The 25,304-nt window shown below is 71.9% G+C and carries 21 protein-coding genes; 13 read left to right on the top strand and 8 right to left on the bottom strand.

Annotated features, from left to right (window positions below):
• Positions 1–84: 84 nt before the first annotated feature.
• Positions 85–1,023, top strand: a complete 939-nt coding sequence (locus tag AB0I73_RS22430) for a cation diffusion facilitator family transporter (protein WP_363039964.1) — start codon at positions 85–87, stop codon at positions 1,021–1,023.
• A gap of 300 nt (positions 1,024–1,323) precedes the next feature.
• The gene (gene idi, locus AB0I73_RS22425) at positions 1,324–1,917 is read left to right on the top strand and encodes an isopentenyl-diphosphate Delta-isomerase (RefSeq protein ID WP_363039962.1); all 594 of its coding nucleotides are present in this window, start codon (positions 1,324–1,326) and stop codon (positions 1,915–1,917) included.
• A gap of 29 nt (positions 1,918–1,946) precedes the next feature.
• Here the strand turns inward: idi and AB0I73_RS22420 are convergent, their stop codons facing one another.
• Complete coding sequence (locus AB0I73_RS22420) at positions 1,947–2,450, bottom strand: ATP-binding protein (RefSeq protein WP_363039978.1); 504 nt, start codon at positions 2,448–2,450, stop codon at positions 1,947–1,949.
• Positions 2,451–2,717: 267 nt separating this feature from the next.
• Between AB0I73_RS22420 and AB0I73_RS22415 the strand changes: the two genes are divergently transcribed.
• The 3 genes from AB0I73_RS22415 to AB0I73_RS22405 all read left to right on the top strand — a co-directional run bounded on the left by AB0I73_RS22415 (position 2,718) and on the right by AB0I73_RS22405 (position 6,214).
• Positions 2,718–3,494: an enoyl-CoA hydratase/isomerase family protein gene (locus AB0I73_RS22415; protein WP_363039960.1), complete on the top strand. Its 777-nt coding sequence runs from the start codon at positions 2,718–2,720 to the stop codon at positions 3,492–3,494.
• Between the two features lie 95 nt (positions 3,495–3,589).
• A complete protein-coding gene (locus tag AB0I73_RS22410) occupies positions 3,590–3,721 on the top strand; it encodes an LPFR motif small protein (RefSeq protein ID WP_363039958.1) in 132 nt (43 codons plus the stop codon).
• Positions 3,722–3,826: 105 nt separating this feature from the next.
• Positions 3,827–6,214, top strand: a complete 2,388-nt coding sequence (locus AB0I73_RS22405) for a Tex family protein (protein ID WP_363039956.1) — start codon at positions 3,827–3,829, stop codon at positions 6,212–6,214.
• Between the two features lie 223 nt (positions 6,215–6,437).
• Here AB0I73_RS22405 and AB0I73_RS22400 read toward each other — a convergent pair whose 3' ends face one another.
• The 3 genes from AB0I73_RS22400 to AB0I73_RS22390 form a co-directional block, all read right to left on the bottom strand.
• The gene (locus tag AB0I73_RS22400) at positions 6,438–8,078 is read right to left on the bottom strand and encodes an ABC-F family ATP-binding cassette domain-containing protein (protein WP_363039954.1); all 1,641 of its coding nucleotides are present in this window, start codon (positions 8,076–8,078) and stop codon (positions 6,438–6,440) included.
• Positions 8,079–8,180: 102 nt separating this feature from the next.
• Entirely contained in the window at positions 8,181–9,212 is a 1,032-nt protein-coding gene (locus AB0I73_RS22395) for an oxidoreductase (protein WP_363039952.1), read from the bottom strand.
• A gap of 116 nt (positions 9,213–9,328) precedes the next feature.
• Entirely contained in the window at positions 9,329–11,050 is a 1,722-nt protein-coding gene (locus AB0I73_RS22390) for a BCCT family transporter (protein ID WP_363039950.1), read from the bottom strand.
• Positions 11,051–11,231: 181 nt separating this feature from the next.
• Here AB0I73_RS22390 and AB0I73_RS22385 point away from each other — a divergent pair, with 181 nt between their 5' ends.
• Complete coding sequence (locus tag AB0I73_RS22385; protein ID WP_363039948.1) at positions 11,232–11,930, top strand: MerR family transcriptional regulator; 699 nt, start codon at positions 11,232–11,234, stop codon at positions 11,928–11,930.
• A gap of 92 nt (positions 11,931–12,022) precedes the next feature.
• Here AB0I73_RS22385 and AB0I73_RS22380 read toward each other — a convergent pair whose 3' ends face one another.
• Genes AB0I73_RS22380 through AB0I73_RS22370 form a run of 3 tightly spaced genes read right to left on the bottom strand, consistent with a single transcriptional unit; the run spans position 12,023 to position 16,641 of the window.
• Positions 12,023–14,212 carry a 3-hydroxyacyl-CoA dehydrogenase NAD-binding domain-containing protein gene (locus AB0I73_RS22380; RefSeq protein WP_363039946.1) on the bottom strand — a complete coding sequence of 730 codons (2,190 nt, stop codon included), beginning with the start codon at positions 14,210–14,212 and terminating at the stop codon, positions 12,023–12,025.
• A 39-nt stretch (positions 14,213–14,251) separates the two neighbouring features.
• Positions 14,252–15,466, bottom strand: a complete 1,215-nt coding sequence (locus tag AB0I73_RS22375) for an acetyl-CoA C-acetyltransferase (protein ID WP_109380211.1) — start codon at positions 15,464–15,466, stop codon at positions 14,252–14,254.
• The gene (locus tag AB0I73_RS22370) at positions 15,463–16,641 is read right to left on the bottom strand and encodes a CaiB/BaiF CoA-transferase family protein (RefSeq protein ID WP_363039943.1); all 1,179 of its coding nucleotides are present in this window, start codon (positions 16,639–16,641) and stop codon (positions 15,463–15,465) included. The genes AB0I73_RS22375 and AB0I73_RS22370 overlap by 4 nt, the downstream gene beginning before the upstream one ends.
• Positions 16,642–16,903: 262 nt before the next feature.
• Between AB0I73_RS22370 and AB0I73_RS22365 the strand changes: the two genes are divergently transcribed.
• Both AB0I73_RS22365 and AB0I73_RS22360 read left to right on the top strand, forming a co-directional pair.
• Positions 16,904–18,100 (top strand): saccharopine dehydrogenase NADP-binding domain-containing protein, encoded by a 1,197-nt coding sequence (locus tag AB0I73_RS22365; RefSeq protein WP_363039941.1) that lies wholly within the window; start codon positions 16,904–16,906, stop codon positions 18,098–18,100.
• A 94-nt stretch (positions 18,101–18,194) separates the two neighbouring features.
• Positions 18,195–18,401, top strand: a complete 207-nt coding sequence (locus AB0I73_RS22360) for a hypothetical protein (RefSeq protein WP_363039939.1) — start codon at positions 18,195–18,197, stop codon at positions 18,399–18,401.
• Here the strand turns inward: AB0I73_RS22360 and AB0I73_RS22355 are convergent.
• The gene (locus AB0I73_RS22355; protein WP_363039937.1) at positions 18,398–19,114 is read right to left on the bottom strand and encodes an endonuclease V; all 717 of its coding nucleotides are present in this window, start codon (positions 19,112–19,114) and stop codon (positions 18,398–18,400) included. The two genes, AB0I73_RS22360 and AB0I73_RS22355, sit on opposite strands and share 4 nt — an antisense overlap.
• A 234-nt stretch (positions 19,115–19,348) precedes the next feature.
• Between AB0I73_RS22355 and AB0I73_RS22350 the strand changes: the two genes are divergently transcribed.
• The 5 genes from AB0I73_RS22350 to AB0I73_RS22330 all read left to right on the top strand — a co-directional run bounded on the left by AB0I73_RS22350 (position 19,349) and on the right by AB0I73_RS22330 (position 25,190).
• Positions 19,349–19,765 (top strand): SsgA family sporulation/cell division regulator, encoded by a 417-nt coding sequence (locus AB0I73_RS22350; protein ID WP_363039935.1) that lies wholly within the window; start codon positions 19,349–19,351, stop codon positions 19,763–19,765.
• A 101-nt stretch (positions 19,766–19,866) separates the two neighbouring features.
• Positions 19,867–21,096 carry an SGNH/GDSL hydrolase family protein gene (locus tag AB0I73_RS22345; protein ID WP_363039933.1) on the top strand — a complete coding sequence of 410 codons (1,230 nt, stop codon included), beginning with the start codon at positions 19,867–19,869 and terminating at the stop codon, positions 21,094–21,096.
• A 347-nt stretch (positions 21,097–21,443) separates the two neighbouring features.
• The gene (locus AB0I73_RS22340; RefSeq protein WP_363039931.1) at positions 21,444–23,060 is read left to right on the top strand and encodes an ABC-F family ATP-binding cassette domain-containing protein; all 1,617 of its coding nucleotides are present in this window, start codon (positions 21,444–21,446) and stop codon (positions 23,058–23,060) included.
• A gap of 196 nt (positions 23,061–23,256) precedes the next feature.
• Positions 23,257–24,033: a dimethylargininase gene (ddaH, locus tag AB0I73_RS22335; RefSeq protein WP_363039929.1), complete on the top strand. Its 777-nt coding sequence runs from the start codon at positions 23,257–23,259 to the stop codon at positions 24,031–24,033.
• Positions 24,034–24,215: 182 nt separating this feature from the next.
• On the top strand, positions 24,216–25,190 hold the full coding sequence (locus AB0I73_RS22330; RefSeq protein WP_363039927.1) for an acyl-ACP desaturase: 975 nt from the start codon (positions 24,216–24,218) through the stop codon (positions 25,188–25,190).
• The last annotated feature ends 114 nt before the right edge of the window (positions 25,191–25,304 follow it).

Genomic DNA, 25,304 nt, shown 5'->3' with positions numbered 1-25,304 from the left:
ACAACGGTGTTCAGTGCCGCGTTGCCCCATACCCCCCACCCGTAGTTCACTGTGATCGGGACGAGCGACGAAGGGACGGTCTCCATGGGGGCTGGGCACGATCACGGGCACGCGCACGGAGCGCCCGCCGGCGGTACGGCGAGTGCGGCGTACCGCGGCAGGCTGCGGGTGGCGCTGACGATCACGCTCGGTGTCATGGTCGTCGAGATCGTCGGCGGTGCGCTGTCCGGCTCACTGGCTCTCGTCGCCGACGCCGCTCACATGGCGACCGACGCTCTGGGACTCGGCATGGCCCTGCTGGCGATCCATTTCGCGAACCGCCCGCCGAGCGAGCGCCGCACCTTCGGATACGCCCGTGCGGAGATCCTCGCCGCCCTGGCGAACTGTCTGCTGCTGCTCGGGGTGGGCGGCTATGTGCTGTTCGAGGCGGTCCAGCGGTTCGTCTCACCGGCCGATGTCGAGGGCGGGCTGACCCTGGTGTTCGGCGCGGTCGGCCTCGTCGCCAACATGGTGTCGCTGGCGCTGCTGATGCGCGGGCAGAAGGAGAGCCTGAACGTGCGGGGGGCGTTCCTGGAGGTGGCCGCCGACGCGCTCGGCTCGCTCGCGGTGATCGTCTCCGCTCTGGTCGTCATGGCCACCGGCTGGGCGGCAGCCGACCCGATCGCCTCCCTCGCGATCGCCTTGATGATCGTGCCCCGCAGCTTCAAGCTGCTGCGCGAGACATTGGACGTCCTGCTGGAGGCGGCGCCCAAGGGCGTGGACATGGCCCAGGTCCGCGCGCACATCCTGGCCACGGACGGCGTCGAGGACGTCCACGACCTGCACGCCTGGACGATCACCTCGGGCATGCCGGTGCTCTCCGCCCACGTGGTCGTCAGCACCGAGGTCCTCGACGCCCTCGGGCACGAGAAGATGCTGCGCGAGCTCCAGAGCTGTCTGGGCGACCACTTCGACGTGGAGCACTGCACCTTCCAGTTGGAGCCGCGCGGCCACGCGGAGCACGAGGCACGACTCTGTCACTGAGGCGGCGCCGGAGGCGCGCCCGGGGCCGTGGGGCCGGGGCGTGGGGCCGGGGACCGTGCGCCGGCGGAACGCATCCTTTCGCCCCCGTTCCGGCGCCCCTTCCCTCATGCCGTGCGGCTCCGGACGGTTCTCCGGCAACCGGTCCGGGCACGATCGCTTACCGAACCCCCTTCCGGTGTCCGGGCGGCACTCCCCGGCACTCCCCGGCCCGCCCGCGGGACATGCGGGAGTGCCGGGGAGTGCCGGGAGTGCCGGATTCGTGCGGCAGACTGGGGCGCGAAAACCGAGTGAAGGATGGGTATGCCGATCACACCTGCCAACGCGACGCACAGTCCGTCGAGCGGTACCGCCGAGGCGATCTTGCTGGAGCTGGTCGACGACGAGGGCGTGACGATCGGCACCTCGGAGAAGCTGGCCGCCCACCGGCCCCCGGGACAGTTGCACCGGGCGTTCTCGGTGTTCCTGTTCGACGAGCGCGGGCGGCTGCTGATCCAGCAGCGGGCGCTGGGCAAGTACCACTCCCCCGGTGTGTGGTCCAACACCTGCTGCGGTCACCCCTACCCCGGTGAGGCGCCGTTCGCGGCGGCGGCCCGGCGGACCTTCGAGGAGCTGGGCCTGTCCCCGTCCCTGCTGGCCGAGGCCGGCACGGTCCGCTACAACCATCCGGACCCGGCCTCGGGCCTGGTGGAGCAGGAGTACAACCACCTGTTCGTCGGCCTGGTGCAGGCACCGCTGCGGGCGGACCCGGAGGAGGTGGCGTCGACGGCGTTCGTGACCCCGGACGAGCTGGCCCGGCGGCACGCCGAGGACACCTTCTCGGTGTGGTTCATGACCGTCCTGGACGCCGCCCGCCCGGCGATCCGGGAGCTGACGGGACCGTCGGCGGGCTGGTGACCGTGCCGGTCACCCGCCGGTGACCGGTTTCAGAGCCGCACGGGTTTGAGCGGCAGGGCGGCCCAGACCACCTTGCCGCCGCTCGCGGTGTGCTCCACGTCGCACAGACCGCCCGCCTCGTGGGTGATCTCGCGCACCAGGAGCAGTCCGCGACCGCCGGTGCGGCCGTGGTCGGTCTCCAGGGCGGTCGGGCGGTAGGGATGGTTGTCCTCCACGGACACCCGGACCCACTCGGCACCGACGGCGACCTCGACGGCGAGCGTCGGGGAGAGCAGCGCCGCGTGCCGTACGGCGTTGGTGACCAGTTCCGAGACGATCAGCAGCAGTCCCTGGGCCACGTCGTCGGCGACCGGCACCCCCTGGCGCAGCAGCAGGTCCCGTACGGCGTGGCGCGCCTGCGGGACCGAGGCGTCGACGGCGGGCGCGGTGAAGCGCCAGACACCCTCGTACGGAAGCGGTGCCGCGGTGCCCGCCTCGAGGGATCTCTCCCCGCCCTCCGGGCGGGGGCCGGGGCCGCTCCCCTGGTCGTCCATCGTCAGGTCGCCGCCCTCACACTCGATTGTCACCACACGTCGAGTGTTGGTAACGACCGGCGTCCCCCCGAAGCGCTGAACAGAAGTCAGCGGATATCGAGCGTTTCTGATCGTCGACGTTTGCCGCCGCCCATCGCGGGATCGTTTCTGCCTGCCCGGCGCCGCCCCGGCAAACTATTCGGATTGTATGGGTTTGCCCTCACCCTCTCCTTCGTCGTGCGCTCCTGCCGGTCGGCGCCCCGACCGGGGCGGATAGCATCCGACCCCATGGAGCCCCAGGTGCTGCACAGTGTCACCGAAGCGGTCGCCACGGTCGTCATCCGCCATCCGGCGAAGCGCAACGCCATGACGACCGCGATGTGGCGCGCGCTGCCGCCGCTGCTCGACACGCTGGCGGGTGACCCCGGGGTACGGGCACTGGTGCTCACCGGCGAGGGCGGGACGTTCTGCGCCGGGGCGGACATCTCCACGCTCCGGGGGTCGCCGCGGGAGGCGCAGCGGCTCGCCGTGGCGGCCGAGGAGGCGCTCGCCGCCTTCCCCAAGCCGACGCTGGCGGCGATCCGGGGCCACTGCGTCGGCGGCGGGGCACAGCTGGCGGCGGCCTGCGATCTGCGGTTCGCCCAGGAGGGAGCGGTGTTCGGGGTGACACCGGCCAGGCTCGGCATCGTCTACCCGGCGTCCTCCACCCGGCGGCTGGTGTCGCTGGTGGGTCCGTCCGCCGCGAAGTACCTGCTGTTCTCGGGTGAATTGATCGACACCGGGCGGGCCCTGCGTACGGGACTGGTCGACGAGGTGCTCCCCGAGGGCGAACTGGACCGGCGGGTCGCGGAGTTCACCCGGATCCTGACATCCCGTTCGCAGTTGACGCAGGCCGCGGCGAAGGAGTTCGCGAACGGGCGCACCGACCGGGACGACCACTGGAGCGAGCGGGCGCACGGGAACGGCGACACCGCGGAGGGGGTCGCCGCGTTCCTGGAACGCAGACCGCCCCGGTTCACATGGAGCCTTTCGGGTCGACGACGGGCCGCCTCGGGGCGGTCGTAGCGGCACGGCGCGCATGTCGAGGCGTCGACGAGGTACACGGAGGCCCACAAGGTCCGTCCCGGCCGAAGACGGTCGGGGGAGGAAAGGGGAAACACGTGTTCCGTGCCATCGCGGATGTCCTGCGCCAGATCGGCGGCGCCGTCGCCACCGTCGTGACGCTGCCGTTCCGGGCTCTGGCCCGTCTCTTCGGCGGTGCCTCGTCCGCCGGCCGCGGTCGGCGCGCCTGACCCGGCGCGCGCCACGGCCCGACGAGTCGCCGCCCTGATCCCCGATTGTCGGCGCCACCTGCCACAATTGCCGCGCAACCTCAGCGAAGAAGGCGGTACGGGATCGTGACGACACCCTCCACAGGGTCCATCGAAGGCAGGATCGCCGGGGAGCTCGGCGTACAGGAGCGGCAGGTCAGAGCCGCCGTGGAACTGCTCGACGGCGGTTCGACGGTGCCCTTCATCGCCCGCTACCGCAAGGAAGCGACCGAAATGCTCGACGATGCGCAGCTGCGCACGCTCGAGGAGCGGCTGCGCTATCTGCGGGAGCTCGAGGAGCGTCGCACGGCGATCCTGGAATCGGTGCGCGAGCAGGGCAAGCTCACCGAGGAGCTCGAGGAGCGGATCCGGGGCGCGGAGACCAAGGCGCGCCTGGAGGACATCTATCTGCCGTACAAGCCCAAGCGGCGCACCAAGGCACAGATCGCGCGTGAGGCGGGGCTGGAACCGCTGGCGGACGGGCTGCTCGGTGATCCGGGCGTCGAGCCCCTCGCCGCGGCCGCCGCGTTCGTGGACGCCGACAAGGGCGTCGCCGATCCGCAGGCCGCCCTGGACGGAGCGCGGGCCATCCTCACCGAGCGGTTCTCGGAGGACGCCGACCTGATCGGCGAGCTGCGGGAGCGCATGTGGGTGCGCGGGCGGCTCGCCGCCAAGGTGCGCGACGGCAAGGAGGAGGCGGGCGCCAAGTTCGCCGACTACTTCGACTTCGCCGAGCCGTTCACCGAGCTGCCCTCGCACCGGATCCTGGCGATGCTGCGCGGGGAGAAGGAGGAGGTCCTCGACCTCGTCCTGGAGCCGGAGGAGGCGACGGACGGCCCGTCCTCGTACGAGGGCCTGGTGGCCCACCGGTTCGGGATCGGCGACCGGGGCCGTCCCGCGGACAAGTGGCTGCTCGACACGGTCCGCTGGGCCTGGCGTACCCGCATCCTGGTGCATCTCGGCATCGACCTGCGGCTGAGGCTGCGTACGGCGGCCGAGGACGAGGCGGTGCGGGTGTTCGCGGCCAACCTCCGTGACCTGCTGCTCGCCGCCCCGGCCGGCACCCGCGCGACACTCGGGCTCGACCCCGGGTTCCGTACAGGCGTGAAGGTCGCCGTGGTGGACGCGACCGGCAAGGTCGTCGCCACCGACGTGATCCACCCGCACGTCCCGGCGAACCGGTGGGACGAGGCGATCGCCAAACTGGCCCGGCTCGCCCGGGAACACGCGGTCGAGCTGATCGCCATCGGCAACGGCACCGCGTCCCGGGAGACCGACAAGCTCGCCGGCGACCTCATCACCCGGCATCCCGAGCTGAAGCTGACGAAGGTCATGGTGTCCGAGGCGGGCGCCTCCGTGTACTCCGCGTCCGCGTTCGCCTCGCAGGAGCTGCCGGACATGGACGTGTCGCTGCGCGGCGCGGTGTCGATCGCGCGGCGGCTCCAGGACCCATTGGCCGAGCTGGTGAAGATCGACCCGAAGTCGATCGGCGTCGGCCAGTACCAGCACGACCTGTCCGAGGTGAAGCTGTCGCGTTCGCTGGACGCGGTGGTGGAGGACTGTGTGAACGGCGTGGGCGTGGACGTCAACACGGCGTCGGCGCCGCTGCTCGCCCGGGTCTCCGGCATCACCTCCGGGCTCGCCGAGAACATCGTGGCCCACCGGGACAGCAACGGGCCGTTCGGGTCCCGCCGCGAGCTGAAGAAGGTGCCGCGGCTCGGTCCCAAGGCGTTCGAGCAGTGCGCCGGCTTCCTCAGGATCCGCGGCGGCGACGACCCGCTGGACGCCTCCAGCGTTCACCCGGAGGCCTACCCGGTCGTGCGGCGCATGGTGAAGACCTCCGGCCAGGAGGTCGCCTCGCTGATCGGCAACACCGCCGTGCTGCGCTCGCTGCGACCGCAGGACTTCGTGGACGAGACGTTCGGTCTGCCGACCGTCGGGGACATCCTCCGGGAACTGGAGAAGCCGGGACGCGACCCGCGGCCGGCGTTCAAGACCGCCGCCTTCAAGGAGGGCGTGGAGAAGATCTCCGACCTGTCGCCCGGGATGATCCTGGAAGGCGTGGTGACGAACGTGGCGGCCTTCGGCGCGTTCGTCGACGTCGGCGTCCACCAGGACGGTCTGGTCCATGTCTCCGCCATGTCGAAGACGTTCGTCAAGGACCCGCGGGACGTGGTGAAGCCGGGCGACATCGTCAAGGTGAAGGTCCTCGACGTCGACATCCCGCGCAAGCGGATCTCGCTGACGCTGCGGCTGGACGACGAGGCCGCGGAGCAGGGGGACGCCTCCGGCGGGCGCCGGCAGCGCGGCGTGGGACGCCCGCCCCAGCAGCGCCAGGGGCAGGGTCAGGGCCGCGGCGGTGGCGGCGGTCGCGGAAGCGCCGGCGCGCGTCAGGCGCCCGCACCGGCGAACAGCGCGATGGCCGACGCCCTGCGCCGCGCGGGCCTGGTCGACCCCAAGAGCGGCAGGCGCTGACCTCTCCCCCGGGGCCCGGATTCTCCACTGCGGTGTGAGGGTCCGGGCCCGGCCCGTCCGTAGCGGGTCGGCATGTCGACGTCACGGGTCGACACTCGGGACGTCATGGCGAGCGAGGGGTACGGGACCGCGGGCCCGCTGCGGGCCGTACGGCCCGCACGTCAGACGTGCGCCGTCCCGGTCCGGCCGGGTCCTGCGCCCGGCACCGCGTCGGCGCTCGGTGTCAGTACTCCGTCACCTTGCCGTCGGCCACTTCCAGGCGGCGGGTGACGTGCACCGCGTCGAGCATGCGCCGGTCGTGGGTGACGAGCAGGAGGGTGCCCTCGTAGGAGTCCAGGGCCGACTCCAGCTGCTCGATGGCGGGCAGGTCGAGGTGGTTGGTCGGCTCGTCGAGGACGAGGAGGTTGACGCCCCGGCCCTGGAGGAGGGCGAGGGCGGCTCGGGTGCGTTCGCCCGGGGAGAGGGTGACGGCCGGCCGCATCACCTGGTCCGCCTTGAGCCCGAACTTGGCCAGCAGGGTGCGGATCTCGGCCGGTTCGGTGTCCGGTACCCCGGCACGAAAGGCGTCGAGCAGGGTGTCGGTGCCGTGGAACAGGGCCCGGGCCTGGTCGACCTCGCCGAGCAGGACGCCCGAGCCGAGGGCGGCGTGCCCGGCGTCGAGTGGGACACGGCCCAGCAGGGCGGCCAGCAGGGTGGACTTGCCGGCGCCGTTGGCGCCCGTGACGGCCACCCGGTCCGCCCAGTCGATCTGCAGCGAGACCGGCCCGAGCACGAAGTCGCCGCGTCGCACCTCGGCGTCCCGCAGCGTCGCCACCACCGCGCCGGAGCGTGGGGCCGCCGCGATCTCCATACGCAGCTCCCACTCCTTGCGCGGCTCCTCGACCACCTCCAGGCGCTCGATCATGCGCTGGGTCTGGCGGGCCTTGGCGGCCTGCTTCTCGCTCGCCTCGCTGCGGAACTTGCGACCGATCTTGTCGTTGTCGCCGCCCGCCTTGCGGCGCGCGTTCTTCACGCCCTTGTCCATCCAGGAACGCTGCATCTGGGCGCGTTCCTGGAGCGCGGACCTCTTGTCGGCGTACTCCTCGTACTCGTCGCGGGCGTGCCGGCGGGCCACCTCCCGTTCCTCCAGGTAGGCCGTGTAGCCGCCGCCGTAGAGGTTGATCCGTCGCTGGGCGAGGTCGAGTTCGAGGACCTTGGTGACGGTGCGGGTGAGGAACTCGCGGTCGTGGCTGACCACGACCGTCCCGGCGCGCAGCCCGCTCACGAAGCGTTCGAGGCGCTCCAGACCGTCCAGGTCGAGGTCGTTGGTGGGTTCGTCGAGCAGGAAGACGTCGTAGCGGGACAGGAGGAGGGAGGCGAGGCCTGCCCGGGCCGCCTGGCCACCGGACAGGGCGGTCATGAGGTGGTCCGGGCCGACGGTCAGGCCGAGGGAGGCGGTGACCTCCTCGGCGCGCTCGTCCAGGTCGGCGCCGCCCAGGGCCAGCCACCGCTCCAGGGCGTCGGCGTACGCGTCGTCGGCGCCGGGCGCCCCGTCGACCAGGGCCTGGGTCGTCTCGTCCATGGTCCGCTGGGCCTCGGCGACACCGGTACGCCGGGACAGGAACTCCCGGACGGTCTCGCCGGGCCGGCGCTCCGGCTCCTGCGGGAGGTGCCCGACGGTCGCCGTGGGCGGGGAGAGGCGCAGCTCGCCCTGCTCCGGCGCGGTGAGGCCGGCGAGCAGGCGCAGCAGTGTGGACTTTCCGGCGCCGTTGGCACCGACCAGGCCGATCACGTCGCCGGGGGCGACGACGAGGTCGAGGCCGCTGAACAGGGAGCGGTCGCCATGGCCGGCGGAGAGGTTCTTGGCGACGAGGGTGGCAGTCATCAGACCGCCGATCCTAGCCTTCGGGCTCATCCGCCGACGCGCCGGTTCCGACCGCCGCACGAACGTCGTGCCGCTCCCCCCGGCTTTCCCCGCCCCCGGTCCTCACCGCCGCACGGACGTCGTCCGTACCGCCCCGGCGGTGCGGGCCACCAGGTAGGCCTCCCCCTTCACCGCCTTCGCGTCCAGGGGGATGCGGTGGAGTCCCGGTTCCAGGACGCCGTCGAAGAGTTCGTGGGTGTGGGTGCGGGAGAGGCGGTCGACGCGGTACGCGGTGAGCCGTACCCGGCAGGACGAGGTGACCTCGACCTCCGCCGCGGCACCGGCCGCGGAGACCGGGACGCTCAGAGCGGTGAGGCGGCGCTGCTCGGGCGGGCTGCGGTCCAGGGCGTGTTCGGTCTGGGCGACGAGGAGGGGGACGACCGGGGCGAGACCGTCGACGCAGGGCACGTCGACGCCGGCGGCGGCGAACGCGCCGCGTACGGCCTCCCGTTCGGCGGCGCCGGCCGACCGGCCGAAGACCACGGCGCTGTAGCCGCGCAGTTCGTCGGCGGGGACACCGTCGGCGTCCTGGGCGATGTCGGCGCCGATCCCGATGGTGCGCAGGGCCGCGGCGAGTCTGGCGAGCAGGGCGACGCGGGCCCCGATCAGCAGGACACGGCGGCGGGTGCCGTCGGCGCCGTCCAGCAGGGCGGCGAGGGCCGTGCGGTAATCGGTGCCGCGGAAGCGGAACGGGCCCAGGCCGTGGTAGCCGTTGCGTTCCAGGTCGGCGTGCTCGTCGGTCTGCCAGGCGAAGTCCCGCCAGATGTAGTCCTCGCCGTCCCGTTCGATGGCGGCGGTCACCGCGCCGCAGGCGAGGTCCTCGCAGTCGGGGCAGCCGTAGACGATGTACCGGCCGGACGGCAGCGGGGCCTCGGTCTCCAGCAGCAGGCTGCGGACCTGGGCGGTGAAGATGGCGGGCGGCACGTCGGAGGCGAGCGGGGAGACGGCGTCGAGGTCACAGAGGCGGAACAGCAGCGGGCGTCCGTCGACGACGAAGTCGACGAAGTCCCGGTGGACCTGGTAGTCACCGCCGGAGAGGAGTCCACCGGCACGGATCGCCGGTGTCAGGCCGAAGGTCGCGTACTCGGCAGGCATGTCGTGAGTATTACCGCAGTCGGACGGACACGAGCACGGCATGACATATTCCGTTGACTCCGCACTGCACGGGCCGGCCCGTTCGCCGCCGAGGGCGGCCGAAGCGGCGTCGGCGGTCACTGTTTGCCGATCGGGTCTCCCTCCACGTCCGGCCCGGGGCCGGGGCCGATACGGAGTTCGAAATCGCCGTCGTACTTCGTGTGCCCCGCGATGACGGCCATGTCGACCGCCTCGGAGGCCATCTCGCCCCGCACGATGAGCGGATCGCGGCGCAGATCGCGCATGAGCGCCACGCACATCACGATCATCACGATGACGAACGGGGCCGCCGCGAGGATCGTGAGGTTCTGCAGGCCGGTCAGCGCGTCGCCCTGGCCGCTGCCCACCAGCAGCATGATCGCGGCGACGGCGCCGGTGACCACGCCCCAGAACACCACCACCAGGCGGCCCGGTTCGAGCGCCCCCTTCTGCGAGAGGGTGCCCATGACGACCGAGGCGGCGTCCGCGCCCGAGACGAAGAAGATGCCGACGAGGATCATCACCAGCAGGCTCGAGGCCGTGGCGATGGGGTACTCCTGGAGCACCGCGAACAGCTGGCCCTCGGGGGTCGCCTCCGCACCGAGCCGGCCCTGCCCCTGGAGCCGCATCGCGGTACCGCCGAAGATCGCGAACCAGATCAGGCTGACCGTGCTGGGCACGAGGATGACTCCGCCGATGAACTGACGGATCGTACGGCCCCGGCTGATGCGGGCGATGAACATGCCGACGAACGGCGTCCAGGAGATCCACCACGCCCAGTAGAAGACCGTCCAGCTGCCCAGCCACTTCGCCACTCCCTGGCCGGCGCTGATCTCCGTACGGCCGGCCAGCTGGGGCAGGTCGCCCAGGTAGCCGAAGATGGAGGTGGGCACCAGGTCGAGGACGAGGATCGTCGGGCCGGCCACGAACACGAACAGGGCGAGCACCAGCGCCAGCACCATGTTGGTGTTGGACAGCCACTGGATGCCCCTCTCCACGCCCGACACGGCGGAGGCGATGAACGCGACCGTGAGCACCGCGATGATGCCGACCAGCAGCCCCGTGCCGACCTTGTCCAACCAGTTCAGTTCCCGCATGCCGGAGCCGATCTGCAGCGCGCCGAGGCCGAGGGAGGCCGCCGAGCCGAAGACGGTCGCCACGATCGCGAGGATGTCGATGACGCGGCCGGGGGCGCCGTTGGCGTGCTTCGCCCCGATGAGCGGGGTGAAGACCGCGCTCATGGTCTGCCGGCGCCGCCTGCGGAAGGTGCTGTAGGCGATGCCCAGGCCGACCACGGCGTAGATGCCCCACGGGTGGAGCGTCCAGTGGAAGAGCGTGGTCGCCATGGCCAGTTCCATGCGCTCGCCCGGGTCGGCCGGGTGGGTGCCCGGCGGTGCGGTGATGTAGTGCGCCAAGGGCTCACTGACGCCGTAGAACATCAGGCCGATGCCCATGCCCGCGCTGAACATCATCGCGACCCACGAGACCGTGCGGAACTCGGGTTTCTCGCCCTCGGTGCCGAGATGGATCTTTCCGTAGCGGCTGATCGCGAGCCAGAGGGCGAAGACGACGAAGCCGGAGGCGGCCAGCATGAACGCCCAGCCGCCGTTGTGCATCAGACCGGTGAGCGCGCTGCTCGAGACGTCCTCGAGCGATTCGGTCGCTGTGGCGCCCCATACGACGAACGCGACGGTGAGCACGGCCGTGACACCGAACACCACCCGGTCGGTGCGAGGGCGCTCACGTCCGGTGGGTTCCGTTCCCGAAGCCGACCCCGGGCCTGCCGTACGGTCCTTGTCGCCGGGTTGATCCTGCGTCACGGGCGGCACCTTTCGTCGAGCCGATGGGGGAGCTCCACTCCCCCCGGACAAGCCCCTACCACGTATGGCCTGAAACTCACCTCCCGGCAGTCGTCGTCCTGTCGATCGACGGCCGGGTGGTGACCGGCGGTCGGAGTGGCTGAGGTGCCGCACCGCTGGTGGGACAGTGATACTGCTGTACATGACGACCGACATCGAGGGGCCGGCCCTCACGATCGACGAGCTGGCGGCGAAGGCCGGGATCACGGTGCGGACGGTCCGGTTCTACGGCAGCAGAGGGCTGCTGCCGCCCCCGGTGATCGGGCCGCGTCGCGTCGGTCACTACGGACAGGAGCACCTGGCCCGGCTGGCGCTGATCGAGGAGTTGCAGCGGCAGGGCATGACGCTGGCGGCCATCGAACGGTATCTGGGGCAGTTGCCGCCGGATCTGAGCGCGCGGGACCTGGCGATCCAGCGTGCGGTGGTGGCCTCCTGGGCGCCCGGCACGGTGGAGAGGGTGGCGCGCGAGGAGTTGGAGCGGCGCGCGGGGCGGGCGCTGGACGAGGAGGATCTGCGGCGGCTGGCCGCGCTGAACGTCGTCGAGCGGGACGGCGAGGACTTCCGGGTCGACGCGGGTCTGCTGCGGCTCGGCGTCGAGCTGCTGGACGTACCGCTGGCACACGAGACGATCCTCGCCGCCCGCGCGGCGCTCACCGAGCATGCGCGCGCGGCCGCACAGGACCTGTCGCGTCTGTTGCGGGACGCGGTGGCGGAGCGGGACACGCGGGAGGTGAAATCGCTGTCCGCCCATATGCATCCGCTCGTGGTGCAGGCGCTGCTGACGACGTTTCAGCGGTCGCTGCGCGAGGAGCTGCGGGAGTGGCTCGACGGCGGGGAATGAACGGGGAGGCAGGGACGGGCGGGGGACGGACAGCGGGGGCGGGCGGGGGACGGGCCCGCGTTCCCGCCCCCCGCCCGGGCTCTCCCGGCGCCTCAGCCGGCGTCCGTGAACCGCTCCCCCTTCTCCGCCTTGGCCACCAGCAGCGCCGGCGGCGCGAAGCGCTCGCCGTAACGCTCGGCGAGTTCACGCGCGCGTGCCACGAATCCGGGCAGGCCGCCCTCGTAGCCGTTGATGTACTGCAGGACGCCGCCGGTCCAACCGGGGAAGCCGATGCCGAGGATGGAGCCGATGTTGGCGTCGGCGACCGAGGTCAGCACGCCCTCCTCCAGCAGCCGGACCGTGTCCAGCGCCTCGGAGAACAGCATCCGCTCCTGCATGTCCCGGAACGGGATCTCGTGGCCGGGCTTGGTGAAGTGCTCCCGCAGGCCGGGCCACAGGGCGTCGCGCCCGCCGTCCTCCTTGTACGTGTAGAAGCCGGCGCCGGCGGCGCGGCCGGGGCGGTCGTACTCGTCGACCATGCGGTCGATGACGGCGTCGGCGGGGTGCTCGGTCCAGGTACCGCCGGCCTCCTCGACGGCCCGCCTGGACTCGGTCCGGATCTTGCGCGGCAGGGTGAGGGTCAGCTCGTCCACCAGGGACAGCACCTTGGCGGGGTAGCCCGCCTGGGCGGCCGCCTGTTCGACGGAGGCGGGCTCGATGCCCTCACCGACCATGGCGACACCCTCGTTGATGAACTGGCCGATGACGCGTGAGGTGAAGAAGCCGCGCGAGTCGTTGACGACGATCGGCGTCTTCTTGATCTGCCGGACCAGGTCGAAGGCGCGGGCGAGCGCCTCGTCCCCTGTCCGCTCGCCCTTGATGATCTCGACGAGCGGCATCTTGTCGACGGGCGAGAAGAAGTGCAGCCCGATGAAGTCGCCCTGGCGTTCGACGCCTTCGGCGAGGGCGGTGATGGGCAGGGTGGAGGTGTTGGAGCACAGGAGCGCGTCGGGGGCGACGACGTTCTGGATCTCCTGGAACACCTTGTGCTTGAGGGCGGTGTCCTCGAAGACGGCCTCGATGACCGCGTCGCAGCCGGCCAGGTCCTGCACCTCGGCGGTGGGCGTGATCCGGGCCAGCAGCGCATCGGCCTCCTCCTGGGTCGTCCGGCCCTTGGCGACGGCCTTGGCGCACAGCTTCTCGGAGTAGCCCTTGCCCTTGACGGCCGCCTCCAGGGAGACGTCCTTCAGGACGACGTCGATCCCCGCGCGGGCGCACGAGTAGGCGATGCCGGCTCCCATCATCCCGGCGCCGAGCACGGCGACCTTGCGGACCTGGCGGGGCTCGATGCCCCGGGGGCGGTTGGCGCCGGCGTTGACGGCCTGGAGGTCGAAGAAGAACGCCTGGATCATGTTCTTCGACGTCTGTCCGGCGGCCAGCTCGACGAAGTAGCGGGCCTCGATGACCTGGGCGGTCTCGAAGTCGACCTGGGCGCCCTCGACGGCGGCGGCGAGGATGCTCCGCGGCGCCGGGTAGGGGGCGCCGTTCGTCTGCTTGCGCAGGTTGGCCGGGAAGGCGGGCAGGTTGGCGGCGAACTTGGGGTGGGACGGGGTGCCGCCGGGGATGCGGTGGCCGGGCCGGTCCCAGGGCTGGGCGGACTCGGGGTGGGCGTCGATGAAGGCGCGGGCCTTGGCCAGCAGCTCCTCGCGGGTGTCGGCCACCTCGTCGACGAGACCGTTCTCCAGGGCGCGTCGCGGGCTGTACCGGGTGCCCTGGAGCAGCACCTTCAGCAGGGCGTCGGCGATGCCGAGCAGGCGGACGGTGCGGACGACGCCGCCGCCCCCGGGGAGCAGGCCGAGGGTGACCTCGGGCAGGCCGATCCTGGAGCCGGGGGCGTCGAGGGCGACGCGGTGGTGACAGGCCAGGGCGAGTTCGTAACCGCCGCCCAGGGCGGCGCCGTTGATCGCCGCGACGACCGGCTTGCCGAGCGTCTCGATGCGGCGCAGCTGCCGCTTGACCGCCAGGCCTCCGTCGAACAGGTCCTGCGCCGTGTCGGGGGTGATCCGGATCAGGTCGCGCAGGTCGCCGCCCGCGAAGAAGGTCTTCTTGGCGGAGGTGAGGATGATGCCGCGGATGGAGTCCGGGTCGGCCCGGAGTTCCGCCTCCAGGCGTTCGGTGATCACGGCGAGCGAGTCGCGGAACGCCTGGTTCATGGTGTTCGCGGACTGGTCGGGGTCGTCGAGGACGAGGGTGACGACGCCGGTGTCGTCCTGTTCCCAGCGGATGGTGGTGCTCTCGGTCATGAGGGGTCTCCGTAGAAGTCGCGTGTGGGTCGCCGGGGTTCAGATGCGCTCGACGACGGTGGCGATGCCCATGCCGCCGCCCACGCACAGGGTGGCGAGGCCGTAGCGCTTGTCCTGGCGTTCGAGTTCGTCGACGAGGGTGCCGAGGATCATCGCGCCGGTTGCGCCGAGCGGGTGACCGAGCGCGATGGCGCCGCCGTTCACGTTGACCTTGTCCAGCGACAGGCCCATGTCCTTCACGAAGCGGAGCACGACCGCCGCGAACGCCTCGTTGATCTCGACGAGGTCGATGTCGTCGATGGTCAGCCCGGCCTTGGCGAGCGCCTTGCGGGTGGCGGGGGCGGGGCCGGTGAGCATGATGGTGGGCTCGGAGCCGGACACGGCGGCGGAGACGATCCGCGCGCGCGGGGTGAGCCCGTAACGCTCACCGACCTCCTTGGAGCCGATGGCGACGAGGGAGGCGCCGTCCACGATGCCGGAGGAGTTGCCCGCGTGGTGGACGTGGTCGATCTTCTCCACCCAGTGGTACTTCTGCAGCGCCACCGCGTCGAAGCCGCCCAGGTCGCCGATGTCCGCGAAGGACGGCTTGAGCCCCGCGAGGGAGTCGGCGGTGGTGCCGGGGCGCAGATGCTCGTCGTGGTCCAGGACGACGAGTCCGCTGCGGTCCTTCACGGGGACGACGGACCGCGCGAAGCGGTTCTCCTTCCACGCGGTGGCCGCCCGCTCCTGCGACAGGGCCGCGTACTCGTCGACGTCCCGGCGCGAGAAGCCCTCGATGGTGGCGATCAGATCGGCGCCGATGCCCTGGGGGACGAAGTTCGTGGCGAGGTTGGTCATCGGGTCGTTGAACCAGGCGCCGCCGTCGGAGGCCATGGGCACCCGGGACATCGACTCCACGCCGCCGGCCAGCACGAGGTCCTCCCAGCCGGAACGGACCTTGGCCGCGGCCAGGTTGACGGCCTCCAGACCGGAGGCGCAGAAGCGGTTCTCCTGGACGCCGGCGACGGTGTCTGGCAGTCCGGCGGCGATGGCGGCGATCCGGGCGATGTCGGAGCCCTGGTCGCCGACGGGGCCCACGACACCGAGCACGATGTCGTCGACGGCGGCCGGGTCGAGGTCCGGAAAGCGGTCGCGGACCTCGTGGATGAGGCCGACGACCAGGTCGACGGGCTTGGTGCCGTGCAGGGCGCCGTTCGCCTTGCCGCGCCCACGCGGGGTGCGGATCGCGTCGTACACGTACGCTTCGGTGCTCACGGGGTGGCCTTTCGCTGAGGGTCTCGGGGCGCGGATCGCTGAGGGTCTCGGGGCGCGGACAGCAGTCGGGGGACGTCCCAGTCGCGGGCCACGTCGTCGGTGTCGGCGCCCGGCCGGGCGGGTCCGGTGCGCACGGTGGTGGGGGTGGCGGAGAACCGCGGGGCCGGTGCGGGCTGGGTGAGGCCGTCGTGGTCGGTGAAGGTGCCGCGGGCGGCGAGGTGCGGGTCGTGCGGGGCCTCGCGCAGCGACAGGACGGGGGCCACGCACGCGTCGGAGCCGTCGAAGACGGCGGTCCACTCGTCGCGGGTACGGGCCTTGAAGCGGGCGGCGACGCGCTCGCGGAGCGCGGGCCACCGGGTGACGTCCGTGTGGGCGTCCGCCTGGTCCTCGATGCCGAGGAGCCGCAGGAACTCGGCGTAGAACTGCGGCTCCAGCGCGCCGACCGCCACGTACCCGCCGTCGGCCGTCCCGTAGGTGCCGTAGTACGGGCAGCCGCCGTCGAGGAGGTTGTCTCCGCGCCGGTCCTGCCAGCCGCCGGCGGCGAGCATGCCGTGGATCATCGCGGACAGGTGGGCGGTGCCGTCCACGATGGCGGCGTCGACGACCTGCCCGGTGCCGCCCGCGCGCACGTGGTGCAGCGCGGCGAGGACGCCGACGACGAGGTAGAGGGAGCCGCCCGCGTAGTCGCCGAGCAGGTTGGCCGGGACGGCCGGCGGCCGGTCCGGGCTGCCGATCATGCCGAGGGCGCCGGTGCGGGCGATGTACGCGATGTCGTGCCCCGCGCGGTCGGCGAGCGGGCCCTGCTGGCCCCAGCCGGTCATGCGGCCGTAGACGAGGCGCGGGTTGCGGTCGTGGCAGTCCCCGGGGCCGACGCCGAGGCGCTCGGCGACGCCGGGGCGGTAGCCCTCGAGGAGGACGTCGGCGCGTTCGGCCAGGTCGAGGACGCGGTCGGCGCCGTCGGGGGCCTTCAGGTCGACGACCACGGAGCGCTTGTTGCGGTTGGTGACGTCGTACGCGGCCTCGATCGCGAGCACCGGGGTGCGGGGGCGGTCCACCCGGACGACGTCGGCACCCAGGTCGGCGAGGAGCATGGCGGCGAACGGGCCGGGGCCGATCCCGGCCAGCTCGACCACGCGCACTCCGGTGAGCGGCCCCTGCGCCGGCACCTTCGTCATCGCACCCCCAGCTGTGACACAACTGATGTAACACCAGTGATGCTAAGAACACGTTCCATCCGGCACAAGAGGCCGAGCAAGCGCTTGGCCATGCGTCCCGGCCACTCTACGGCGCGGTCCGTGCCGCGCTCCCGCTCGGCTCGGTGTTCCCACCGGGGTCGTCGGGTTCCGCACCCCTCACGCTAACCTCGGCCACCGACAGCGGCACGACCGCGGAGCCAGGGGCGTCACGATCACGAGGGGCGCCACGACAAGGGGTGTCATGAACAGGCTGAACAGGACGGACGACCGTCCGTACGACATCGTGCTCTTCGGGGCCACCGGCTTCGTCGGGACGCTCACCGCCGAGTACCTCGCCGCCCACGCGCCCTCCGGTCTGCGCTGGGCGATCGCGGGCCGCTCCCCCGAGAAGCTGGAGCGCCTGCGGGAGCGGCTGGAGCGGCCCTCCGGCGATCCCGAGATCGGGGTGCTGAGGGCGGACGTGTCCGATCCGGCCTCGTTGCGCACGCTCGCCGAGCAGGCGCGCGTGGTGGCCACGACCGTGGGTCCCTACGTGGCCTACGGCGAGGAACTCGTCGCCGCCTGCGCGGACACCGGCACCGACTACCTCGACCTCACCGGTGAACCGGAGTTCGTGGACCTGATGTACGTCCGCCACGACGCACGCGCGCGGGAGACCGGCGCACGCCTGGTGCACGCCTGCGGCTTCGACTCGGTTCCGCACGACCTGGGCGCGTATTTCACCGTGCTGCAACTGCCGGAAGGGGTGCCGCTGACGGTGGACGGTTTCGTGACCGCCGACGCCACCTTCTCGGGCGGGACCTTCGCCTCGGCACTGGGCCAGCTCGCCCGGCCCCGACAGCTCCGCGCGGCGGCCCGGGACCGGCGGCGGCACGAGCCGCGGCTGATGGGGCGCCGGGTGTCGGCGCCGTCGGGCGGGCCGCGCTACGCCCCCGAGGTCGGCGCCTGGGCGCTGCCCCTGCCGACCATCGACGCGCGGATCGTGCGCCGGTCGGCGAAGGCGCTCGACCGGTACGGGCCCGACTTCCGCTACCGGCACTACGCGGCCGTCCGGCACCTGCCGTTCGCGGTGGGCGGGGTCGCGGCCGTGGCCGCGCTGGTCGCCGCGGCTCAACTGCCGCCCCTGCGGCGCCGCCTGTCCGGCCGGCTGGCGCCCGGTGACGGGCCGGGGCCCGAGAAGCGCGCCAGGAGCTGGTTCACCGTCCGCTTCGTGGGTGAGGGCGGCGGACGGCGGGTCTGCACCGAGGTCGCGGGCGGCGACCCCGGTTACGACGAGACGGCGAAGATGCTCGCCGAGGCGGCGCTCTGCCTGGCCTTCGACGACCTCCCGCCGACCTCGGGACAGGTCACCACCGCGGTGTCGATGGGCGATGCGCTGATCGAGCGGCTGCGGTCCGCGGGCATCCGCTTCCGCGTCGCCGCGACCCTCCCGTCCTGAGCCCGGGTTGAGACTTTTCGACGCTCGCCCCTTGCGGACCGAACGCGCCTTTCACCCAAGTCTCAAAGGGAAGTTCAATGAAACAATCGAGGGTATGCGATTTCTTCTCGAAGTGAGCATGGACGACGAGGCATTGGCCGAGGACCCCGTGGGTGAGCTGGGGCGGATCCTGCGGTACTGGGGCGGGAACCTGCGCCACTACCCGATGAAGCCCGGGGACGGAGCGGAGATCTACGACTCTGCGTACCGCGAGGTGGGGCGCTGGCGCATCGAGCCGGACGAGCGGCAGGGAACCGTCTAGGCGTCGGCGCCCGCCGCCTCCCCCGCACCCCCCGCCTCCCGCAGGGCCCGGCGGCACAGGGCGTCCGCTCTGCGGGTGGTTTCCGGGAGGCGGTACGCGGGGGTCAGCGCGAGGGTGTGGGCGCGGGCGTCGGCGAGGGTCACGCGGTGGCCGACCGAGACGAAGACCGGCTTGACGGCGTCCCGGGTGCGCAGGGCCAGGCCGACCTCCTCGGCCCCGGCGAGCAGCGGAGCCGTGCTGCCGCGCGGGGCCGCCGGGGGCGTGAAAGTGAAGGTGAAGGGGTTCTTGGCGACGCCGATCGTCGGCAGGCCGGTGAGCACCCCGAGGTGGCTGGCGAGGCCGAAGCGGCGGGGATGGGCGAGTCCGTAGCCGTCGCAGACGACCAGTCCCGGCGGGCACGGCAGGGCGTCGAGGGCGGCCAGGACGGTGGGGATCTCCCGGAAGGCGAGCAGCCCCGGAACGTACGGGAAGGAGATCCGGCCGACGGCCGTGGCCTCGGCCACGACCTCCAGGCTGCCCGCGTCCAGGACCACGGCCGCCGCCGCGACGAGGTCCCGCTCGTCGTCGTACGCCACGTCCACCCCGGTGACACGGCCCGTTCCGGGCGGCGGGCCGGGCTCGTCGAGCACCACCCGCCCGCGCAGTCCGTCCTGGACCGCGCGGGCCTGCTCCTCGGTCGTGGGCCAGTCCGCGGGGATGCGTACGCTCGTCATGGTGGCTACGAGCCTACGGGCCCGGGGTCTTTTCGCGGCGGGGCGGGGTGCCGCGCAAGCCGCGCACACCACCCGCCGGGAGACTCCGGCCACTTGGACGCATGAAGGCGGTGACAGAGGTCACTCTGTTCCGACGGGCACGGATTGGCTGATTCCGTCGTCTCTTTGAGTAGGCCGCCCTATCCGCCCGGAAGCCGTTCAGCCGTCGTTCAGCCGTCACGAGGGAGCAAGGCGTTGTCCACCGTCATCGAGCAGCCCGTCGAGGCCCGGCTCGTCGCCGCCGCGCCGCGGATGGCGAGCATTCCCGCCACTTTGCACTACGACCGGAGCGACCCGTTCGCCGTGCGTATGACCTTCCCCGCCCCCGCCACCCTGGAGGGCGTCGAGGTCTGCTGGACCTTCGCCCGCGAACTGCTCACCGCGGGGCTGCAGGAACCCGAGGGCCACGGCGACGTACGGGTGCGGCCCTACGGCTACGACCGGACGGTGCTGGAGTTCCACGCGCCCGAGGGAACCGCCGTCGTCCATGTCCGCTCGGGCGAGATCCGCAGATTCCTCGAGGCCGCCGGCGAACTCGTGCCGGTCGGTCTGGAGCACCTTCAGCTCGACCTGGACCACGGCCTCGCGGAACTGATCCGCGACGCCTGCTGAGCCACGGCGTGGGGCGAGCCGGGCGCCCGGTGGGCACCTGGTGGGCACCTGCGCCCGGAAAAGCGTTTGCGGACCGTCCACCCCGTTGACAACCTGCGATCATGAGTGCCTCAGTCCCCCACGACCCTCGCGACCCCGCCCCCGGCACCACGCCGACGCCCCCGGCGGCGGGCTGGACCACCACCCCGCTCACCGAGGAGCTGCTGCGCGGCGCGCTCGAACTGGAGCGAACCGCGCAGGGGGTGCAGCCGCACCGGTTGCCCGCCCGGGCCCGCGCGCAGGGTGCCGACGGTCAGCTGAACATGGCGGAGGCGCAACCGTCCGGCGTCCGGCTGGTGTTCCGCACCCGGGCCACCGCCGTCGAGCTGGACGCGCTCCGCACCAAGATGGCCTACGTGGGCGCCCCGCCCCGTCCGGACGGCCTCTACGACCTGCTGGTCGACGGCGAACCCGCCGGGCAGGCCGAGGTCACCGGCGGGAACGTCATGCTGGTGAATATGGCCACGGGCTCCGCCGACCTGCGGCCGGGCCCCGTCGGCACCGTCCGCTTCACCGGGCTGCCGGACCGTGACAAGCGCGTCGAGATCTGGCTCCCGCACAACGAGATGACCCAGCTGGTCGCCCTGCGCACCGACGCCCCCGTGGAGCCGGTGGCCGGTGGGGACCGCAGGGTGTGGCTGCACCACGGCAGCTCGATCAGCCACGGGTCCGACGCCGCGAGCCCGACCACCACCTGGCCGGCGCTGGCCGCCTCCCTCGGCGGGGTGGACCTGGTCAATCTGGGGCTGAGCGGCAGCGCGCTGCTCGACCCGTTCACCGCGCGGGCGATGCGGGACACCCCCGCGGACCTGATCAGCGTCAAGATCGGGATCAATCTGGTCAACGCCGATCTGTTGCGGCTGCGTGCCTTCGTGCCGGCGGTGCACGGCTTCCTCGACACCATCCGCGACGGCCATCCCGCGACGCCGCTGCTGGTCGTCTCGCCGATCCTGTGTCCCATCCACGAGGACACCCCGGGCCCGAGCGCCCCCGACTTCAGCACCATCGGCGAGGGCCGACTCCGGTTCGCGGCCATGGGGAACCCCGAGGAACGGGCCGCCGGCAAGCTCACCCTCAACGTCGTACGGGATGAGCTGGCCCGGCTGGTGGAGCAGCGGGCCGCCGACGACCCGAACCTGTACCACCTGGACGGTCGCGAGCTCTACGGCGAGGCTGACCACGCCGAGCTGCCGCTGCCCGACGCGCTGCACCCGGACGCCGCCACGCACCGTCGCATCGGCGAGCGCTTCGCGAAGCTGGCCTTCGGCGACGGCGGGCCGTTCGCCGGCTGAGCCGCCCGGCCGGCCCCTCCGGCCCTCCGCCCAGGCCCTCTCTCTCCGCCTATCCACCTATCCGCCACTCCGCCGCTCCGAAATCGCGTTGACAGCGAATCCGGCCTCTCGTACCGTTCATAGCGCTTCTGTTGCCGTCGATCGGAGAGGGACGTTGCTCGTCTGAGGTCCTGAGACACCGCGTCACACCTGTGTGGTGTGCACGCCGCGTGCGACCTCGGCGTACGAGCCGTCCTTGCGGAACAGGGCTTTTTTCATGCCCGGACCCTCCCGCCCGGCCTGTCGTCCCGCGGTGTCTCGATACGCGTTTGCACCCGACCACACCACGCAACCGCGCGGAGGCCCGTATGCCCGCATCCATCACCTGTACCTCCCTCTCCTTCACCTGGCCCGACGGCACCCCCGTCTTCGAAGGCCTCGACGCCGCCTTCGGTCCCGGCCGGACCGGACTCATCGGCGTCAACGGATCGGGAAAATCAACCCTGCTGAAACTCATCGCCGGTGAACTCCGGCCGGTCGACGGCGCCGTACGCGTCGCCGGCGAGGTGGGGTACCTGCCGCAGAACGTGACGCTCGACACCGCGCTGAGGGTCGACGACGCGCTCGGCATCGCCGCGCAACGCGCCGCACTGCACGCCATCGAGGCGGGCGACGTGGCCGAGGCGCACTTCGAGACCGTCGGCGACGACTGGGACGTGGAGGAGCGCGCCCTGGCCGCCCTCGGGGAACTCGGCCTCGGACACATCGGATTGGACCGCACCATCGGCGAGGTCTCGGGCGGCGAGTCGGTGCTGCTGCGACTGGCCGCGCTGCTGCTGGGCCGGCCCGACGTACTGCTGCTCGACGAGCCCACCAACAATCTCGACCTGTACGCACGCAGACGTCTGTACACGGCCGTCGAGGACTGGCCGGGCCTCATGGTCGTGGTCAGCCACGACCGCGAACTCCTGGAACTGGTCGACCAGATCGCCGATCTGCGCTCCGGAGAGGTCACCTGGTACGGAGGCAACTACTCGGCCTACGAGGAGGCACTCACGATCGAACAGGAAGCGGCCGAACGCATGGTGCGGGTCGCCGAGTCGGATCTGCGCAAGCAGAAGCGCGAACTGGCGGACGCTCAGGTCAAATTGGCCCGCCGCAAGCGGTACGGGCAGAAGATGTGGGACAGCAAACGCGAACCGAAGATCGTGATGGGCGCCCGCAAGCGCGCGGCACAGGAGTCCGCGGGCAAGCACCGCCTCATGCACGAGGAGAAGCTCGCCGGAGCCAAGGAGCGACTCGACGAGGCGGTGGAGGCCGTACGGGACGACGACGAGATCCGTGTCGACCTGCCGCACACCGCCGTACCACCGGGGCGCACCGTCCTGACCCTCAGCGGTCTGGAACTCGCTTACGGCGCCCGGGTGGAGGGCCACTTCGAGCTGCGGGGCCCCGAGCGGGTCGCGCTGGTCGGACGCAACGGCGCGGGCAAGACGACGCTGCTGCGCACCGTCGCGGGCGAGCTCCCGCCGGTGTCCGGCGAGGCGACGGCACAGGTCCCGCTGCGATTCCTGCCGCAACGGCTCGATGTCCTCGACGACGAGCTCAGCGTCGCCGAGAACGTGGCCCGCTTCGCGCCGGGTGCCACCGACAACCGGATCCGGGCGAGGCTCGCCCGCTTCCTGTTCCGGGGCGCCCGTGCCGACCGGAAGGCACTGACGCTCTCCGGCGGCGAGCGTTTCCGGGCGGCACTGGCCGCGCTGCTGCTGGCCGAGCCCGCGCCCCAGCTGCTGATGCTGGACGAGCCGACCAACAACCTCGACATCGCGAGCGTCCGCCGGCTCACCACGGCCCTGGAGTCCTACGAGGGGGCGCTGATCGTGGCCAGCCACGACCTGCCGTTCCTGGAGTCGGTCGGGATCACACGATGGCTGCTGCTGGAGGAGGGAGAACTGAGGGAGACCACACCGGACGCCGTCGGCTGACCGGCCCGGCCCTCCACCGGCACGGGCCGGGACGGCGCCTCTGGTTACCGGTGGTAGATCTCGTCGCCCCCGGGGGTGGCCCGGACCGGCTTCTCCCTGCATGATGGCTGCGCCGCCGTCCGTGGGAGACCGGCCGGCCCACCGGCGCCCTCGGTGACGGTGCCAGACCTGCCCCGTCCGATACGGAGTCACGCTCGTGTCCAGCAAGAAGGCCCTCGTCCGCCGTCCCGGTCCCCGACTGGCCGAAGGGCTGGTGACGCACATCGAGCGGGAGGGCGTCGACGTCGACCGCGCGGTGGAGCAGTGGGAGGCGTACACCGAGGTGCTGCGCGGCCACGGCTGGGAGACGGTCGAGGTGGACCCGGCCGACGACTGCCCCGACTCCGTGTTCGTCGAGGACACGGTCGTCATGTACCGGAACGTGGCCCTGATCGCCCGGTCCGGTGCCGAGTCCCGGCGCCCGGAGACCACCGGGGTCGAGGAGGCCGTGGCCGCGCTGGGCTGTTCGGTGAACCGGATCCGGGAGCCGGGCACCCTGGACGGCGGGGACGTGCTCAAGGTCGGCGACACCGTGTACGTGGGCCGGGGCGGGAGGACCGACGCGGCCGGGATCCAGCAGCTCCGGGCGACGTTCGAACCGCTGGGCGCCCGGGTCGTCGCCGTGCCGGTGAACAAGGTGCTGCACCTGAAGTCGGCGGTGACGGCGCTGCCGGACGGGACGGTCGTCGGCCACATCCCGAATCTGGACGCGCCGTCGCTGTTCCCCCGTTTCCTGCCGGTGCCGGAGGAGTCCGGTGCACACGTGGTGCTGCTCGGCGGGGACCGGTTGCTGATGGCTGCGAGCGCGCCGAAGACCGCGGAGCTGTTCGCGGACCTCGGCTACGCGCCGGTGCCGGTGGACATCGGGGAGTTCGAGAAACTCGAGGGCTGCGTCACCTGTCTCTCGGTCCGGCTCCGGGACCTGTACGCCTGACAGGTGTCCCCTCCCCCGTGCGGCCCCTGACCGACACGCGCACCCCCTCCTGATCTGCGGCCTTTACGACGCCCTTAACCTACGGTTTCGTAACCTACGGCTTCGTAGCCTACGATCCCGTAGGTTGTCGGCGCCGCTCCGCCGGCGCCTCTTGTCTGTCCCCGTCCCCCCTGGAGTACCCCATGTCGATCACTTCTCCCCACCTCGGCAGCCCGGCCGTGTGGACCGACGCCCGGCTGTTGTACGCGCTGGAGGAAGTGGTCGAGAAGGAGCTCAACCGACACCTGAAGGTCGCCAAGGACTGGATGCCGCACGAGTACGTGCCGTTCAGCGACGCCCGTAACTTCCCCGGCTTCTTCGAGGACGGCGAGGCATGGGAGAAGGAGCAGTCCAAGGTCACCGAGGTCGGCCGGATCGCCCTGGTGGTGAACCTGCTGACCGAGGACAACCTCCCGAGCTACCACCACGAGATCGCCACGCTGTTCGGCCGGGAGGGCGCCTGGGGCACCTGGGTGCACCGCTGGACCGCGGAGGAGGGCCGGCACGGCATCGTGATGCGGGACTACCTGCTCGCCTCGCGGGCGGTGGACCCGGACCAGCTCGAGCAGTTCCGCATGTCCCACATGAGCGAGGGCTTCGAGTCGGACAACCGCCACTCGATGCTGCACTCGATCGCCTACGTCGCGTTCCAGGAGCTGGCCACCCGTATCTCGCACCGCAACACCGGCCACCAGTCCGGTGACCCGGTCTGCGACCGGATGCTGGCCCGCATCGCGACCGACGAGAACCTTCACATGGTCTTCTACCGCAACCTGCTCAAGGCGGCCTTCGAGCTCGCCCCCGACCTCACGATGCAGGCGGTGCGGGACGTCGTCGTGAACTTCCGGATGCCGGGGCACGGCATTCCCGGCTTCGAGCGGGCGGCGGCGCAGATGGCGATCGGCGAGGTCTACAACCTGCGCATCCACCACGACGACGTGCTCCTGCCGGTGATCCGCCACCTGAAGGTCATGGAGATCGACGGGCTGGGCGCCGAGGGCCGTCAGGCCCAGGAGGAGCTGGGGATGTTCCTCGGCGGTCTGGACTCCGAGGCGGCGAAGTTCGACGAGAAGCTCGCCGCCCGCAAGGCCCGGATGGCGGCGCGCGCGGCCGGCTGACCTCGCGCTCTCTCCCCCGCAGACACCGGCGGGGGGGCCGGGGCCGCCGGCCCGGGGGCCCGCCGCCCCCCAGGTGTGGGGAGAGGCGCATCGGCCCGGCAAGAAGCACCAAAA

Origin of the sequence: Streptomyces sp. NPDC050388, assembly GCF_040655635.1 — a bacterium.
Classification (GTDB): domain Bacteria; phylum Actinomycetota; class Actinomycetes; order Streptomycetales; family Streptomycetaceae; genus Streptomyces.
This window is presented reverse-complemented; position numbering and strand designations above follow the sequence as displayed.